The organism is Dietzia sp. DQ11-38-2 (assembly GCF_014145055.1).
In the GTDB taxonomy this organism is placed as follows: Bacteria; Actinomycetota; Actinomycetes; order Mycobacteriales; family Mycobacteriaceae; genus Dietzia.
This window is the reverse complement of the sequence record NZ_JAALDW010000118.1, coordinates 1-3,973: the sequence shown is the minus strand read 5'-3', so window position 1 is coordinate 3,973 and position 3,973 is coordinate 1. Positions and strand designations below refer to the sequence as shown.

Annotated in this window: 5 protein-coding genes; all 5 read left to right on the top strand. The window is 71.2% G+C overall.

Annotation, left to right across the window (positions count from 1 at the left end; all coding sequences use genetic code 11):
• Positions 1–1,009, top strand: a 1,009-nt coding sequence (locus G6026_RS04555; RefSeq protein WP_182612372.1) for an aldehyde dehydrogenase family protein, incomplete at its 5' end; no start/stop codon positions are given.
• 54 nt (positions 1,010–1,063) lie between these two features.
• Positions 1,064–1,816, top strand: coding sequence for an SDR family oxidoreductase (locus G6026_RS04550; protein ID WP_017838156.1), 753 nt, complete (start codon positions 1,064–1,066; stop codon positions 1,814–1,816).
• A 47-nt stretch (positions 1,817–1,863) separates the two neighbouring features.
• Entirely contained in the window at positions 1,864–2,811 is a 948-nt protein-coding gene (locus tag G6026_RS04545) for an NAD(P)-binding domain-containing protein (protein ID WP_182612373.1), read from the top strand.
• Positions 2,808–3,224: a carboxymuconolactone decarboxylase family protein gene (locus tag G6026_RS04540; protein ID WP_228549129.1), complete on the top strand. Its 417-nt coding sequence runs from the start codon at positions 2,808–2,810 to the stop codon at positions 3,222–3,224. Before G6026_RS04545 ends, G6026_RS04540 begins: the two co-directional genes overlap by 4 nt.
• A 55-nt stretch (positions 3,225–3,279) precedes the next feature.
• A complete protein-coding gene (locus tag G6026_RS04535) occupies positions 3,280–3,939 on the top strand; it encodes a class I SAM-dependent methyltransferase (RefSeq protein WP_107757090.1) in 660 nt (219 codons plus the stop codon).
• Positions 3,940–3,973 lie beyond the last annotated feature (34 nt).

Sequence of the window (3,973 nt, the reverse complement as noted above, 5' to 3'; positions counted from 1 at the left end):
CATCACCCCGTGGAACTTCCCCAACCAGATCAACCTGGCCAAGATCGGGCCCGCGTTGGCCGCGGGATGCACCGTGGTGCTCAAGCCCGCCCCGGACACCCCGCTCATCGCCGCCGCGGTGGCCCGCATCGCCGCCGAGGAGACCGACATCCCCGCGGGCGTGCTCAACGTGGTCTCGTCCTCGGACCACGGGGTGGGTGCCCAGCTGAGCACCGACCCCCGCGTCGATCTGGTCTCGTTCACCGGATCCACCGCCACCGGCAAGAAGATCATGATGGCCGCGTCGGAGACCCTCAAGAAGGTCTTCCTCGAGCTGGGTGGCAAGTCCGCCGCCGTGGTCCTGGACGATGCGGACCTGAACGCCGCGTGCTTCATGACGGCCCTCAACGCCTGCACCCACGCCGGTCAGGGCTGCGCCCTCACCACGCGCCTGCTGGTGCCGCGCGAGAAGTACGACGAGGCCGTCGACGCCGCCAAGGGCGCGATGGCCGCCTTCGCGCCGGGCGACCCCACCGACCCCGGCACCCTGTGCGGGCCGGTGATCTCCGCGGTCCAGCGCGAGCGGGTCGAGGGGTACATCGCCCTGGCCGTGGAGGAGGGCGGCACCATCGAGATCGGCGGCGGTCGCCCCTCCGGCGAGGAGAAGTCGAGGGGCTTCTGGGTGGAGCCCACGCTGATCTCCGGACTCGACAACACCGCGCGGGTGGCCCGGGAGGAGATCTTCGGACCCGTGCTCGTGGTCATCCCCCACGACGGCGACGAGGACGCGATCCGGATCGCCAACGACTCCCCCTACGGACTCTCCGGCGCCGTGTGGGGCACCGACCCCCGGCGGGTCGAGAAGGTTGTCGCGGGGATCCGCACCGGGACCCTGGGGGTGAACGGCGGCGTCTGGTACGGCGCCGACGTCCCGTTCGGCGGCTACAAGCAGTCGGGCATCGGCCGCGAGATGGGCCGGCAGGGCTTCGAGGAGTACCTCGAGACCAAGTCCGTGGCGTCTCCGGCCTGACATTCCACCCCCACCCGAACCACCACCCCTGACGAGAAGGAAGAGACCACAGATATGGGACGTTTTGACGGTAAGTCCGTGATCGTGACCGGCGCGGCCGGCGGGATCGGCGAGGAGTACGCCAAGGCCCTCGCCGCGGAGGGCGCGAAGGTCGTGGTGGCCGACGTCTCGGACACCGAGGGACAGCGCGTGGCGCAGGAGATCACCGCGGCCGGTGGGGAGGCGTTCTTCCAGCACACCGACGTCTCCGACCCGGACTCGGCCGGGGCCTGCGCCGAGGCCGCCGTGGACAGGTTCGGCCGGCTGGACATGCTGGTCAACAACGCCGCGATATTCGGCGGGATGAAACTCGACTTCCTCATCACCGTGCCGTGGGACTACTACGAGAAGTTCATGTCGGTGAACCTGAACGGTCAGCTGATCATGGTGCGCGCTTGCTGGGAGAAGATGGCGGCCGCCGGCGGTGGCGCCATCGTCAACCAGTCCTCCACCGCCGCGTGGCTCTACTCGGGCTTCTACGGCCTGGCCAAGGTGGGTGTCAACGGGCTCACCCAGCAGTTGGCCACCGAACTGGGCGGGTCCAACATCCGCATCAACGCGATCGCGCCCGGGCCGATCGACACCGAGGCCAACCGCTCGACCACCCCCCAGTCCATCGTCAAGGACATGGTGGACAAGCTCCCGCTCAAGAGGATGGGACAGCCGGAGGACCTGGTCGGGATGCTGCTCTTCCTGCTCTCGGACGAGGCGTCGTGGATCACCGGTCAGATCTTCAACGTCGACGGCGGACAGGTCATCAGGTCGTGAGCGTGAACCCGGCCGACATCTCCGGGCAGGGCGCCGGAGCCGCACCCGTGGGTCCGGGCTCCCCGGAGGACTCCCCCGCGCCCGTCGGGTTCATCGGGCTGGGCAACATGGGCGCGCCCATCGCCCGTCGGTTGCTGTCGTGGCCCGGCGGCCTGGTCGTCTGCGACGTCCGCCCCGAGGCGACCGAACCGTTCATCGCGGAGGGGGCCACCTCCGGCGCGACACCGGCCGAGGTGGCCCGGACGGCCAGACTCGTCTCGGTGACGGTTCTCGACGACGCGCAGGTCCGTGACGTCGTCGACGGCCCCGACGGGATCCTGCGCACGGCCGGTCCGGGAACGGTGGTGGCGGTCCATTCCACCATCTCCGACTCCACGGCCGTAAAGCTCGCCAGGGCGTGCGGAACGCACGGCGTACACCTGGTGGACGCCCCGGTCTCGGGCGGGGCACCAGGCGCGGAAAAGGGGGAGCTCGCGGTGATGGTGGGCGGGACGCGCGAGGTCTACGAGGCCTGCAAGCCCGTCTTCGCGCTGTGGGCCGCGCTGCCGGTCCACGCCGGCGAGGTGGGGGCGGGTACGCGGATGAAGCTGGCCCGCAACCTGCTGCACTTCATCTCGTTCACCGCCGCCGCCGAGGCCTCCCGACTGGCGGAGGCCGCGGGACTCGACATCGCCAAGCTGGGCCGCGTGGTGCGGCACACCGACGCCATCACCGGTGGCGCCGGCGCGGTGATGTTGCGGGACACCACCGCGCCGATCGCCCCCGACGACTTCTGGCACGGTGTCTTCACCCACGTCCGGGGCCTCGGCGAGAAGGACCTCTCACTGGCCCTGGATCTCGGGCAGCGGCTGGAGGTGGACCTGCCGCTCGGGACCATCGCATTGCGCGACCTGGGCTCCGGTTTCGGCGTGGGGCCGGGAGAGATCGCCCGCCGCGCCGCGGGCGCGCCCGGGGATGACGGCGGTATCACCGACGACGACGAGGGAGCACGATGAGCGACACGGCAGAATCCGGGATGTCCCCGGAGCGCGAGCGCGGGCTGGCCATGATGACCGAGGTCTACGGCTTCGAGATGACCGACGGGCCGGGTGACTACTTCGCCGAGACCGCGGACCACCTGTTCGGGCGCGTGTGGTCCCGACCCGGTCTGAGCCACCGCGACCGCCGCCTGCTCCTGCTGGGCGCGCTCACCGCTCAGGGGAACACGGACATCGCCGACATCCAGGTGGGCGCCGCGCTGGGCAACGGCGAGCTGACACCCGAGGAACTGGAGGAGATCGTGCTGTTCCTCTGCTACTACGCGGGCTGGCCGAACGGCACCAAGCTGGGCAACGTGGTGGGCCCGCACGTCGCGCGCGCCCGGAAGGCCGCCCGGCGGGCCGAGGCGGGGAACGATGGCCGCGACTGAGCGCCCGGCCGAGGGCGGGGATCGCGGGCGGAGTCATGAGCGATAGGTTTGTGCCATGACCGCTCCCGAGATCGACCAGGCGCTGCTCGACGTGGCGCTCGCCGCCCCCGGCTTCATGCCGCTGGACGAGGGCCGCACCCTCTACGAGATCGCCTGCGAGTACCTGGGCGACGGCGTGGGCGTCGAGATCGGCACCTACTGCGGCCGGTCCACCGTGTTCCTCGGCGCGGCCGCACGGGTGACCGGCGGCAGCATCGTCACCGTCGACCACCACCGAGGGTCCGAGGAACACCAGCCCGGGTGGGAGTACCACGACACCGCGCTCGTCGACCCCCACACCGGCCGCCTGGAGACCCTCGTGGCGTTCCGGCACACGATCTGGGACGCGGGACTGGACGATGTGGTGACCGCCGCGGTGGGCACGTCGCGCCAGGTCGCGCGAATCTGGGGCACGCCGGCCTCGTTCGTGTTCATCGACGGGGGCCACTCCTCCGAGGCCGCGCAGGCCGACTACGAGGGCTGGGCCCCGTGGGTCGCGGTGGGCGGGGCCCTGTTGATCCACGACGTCTTCCCGAACCCCGAGGACGGCGGACGCCCGCCCTACGAGATCTACTGCCGCGCCCTGGAGTCCGGGCAGTTCACCGAGGTCCGCGCGGTGGACTCGCTGCGCGTCCTGCGGCGCGACTCGGGCGAGGTCGGCTCGCCCATGCCGTAGGGCCCGCACCACCGGCCCGCACGGCGGCTCACAC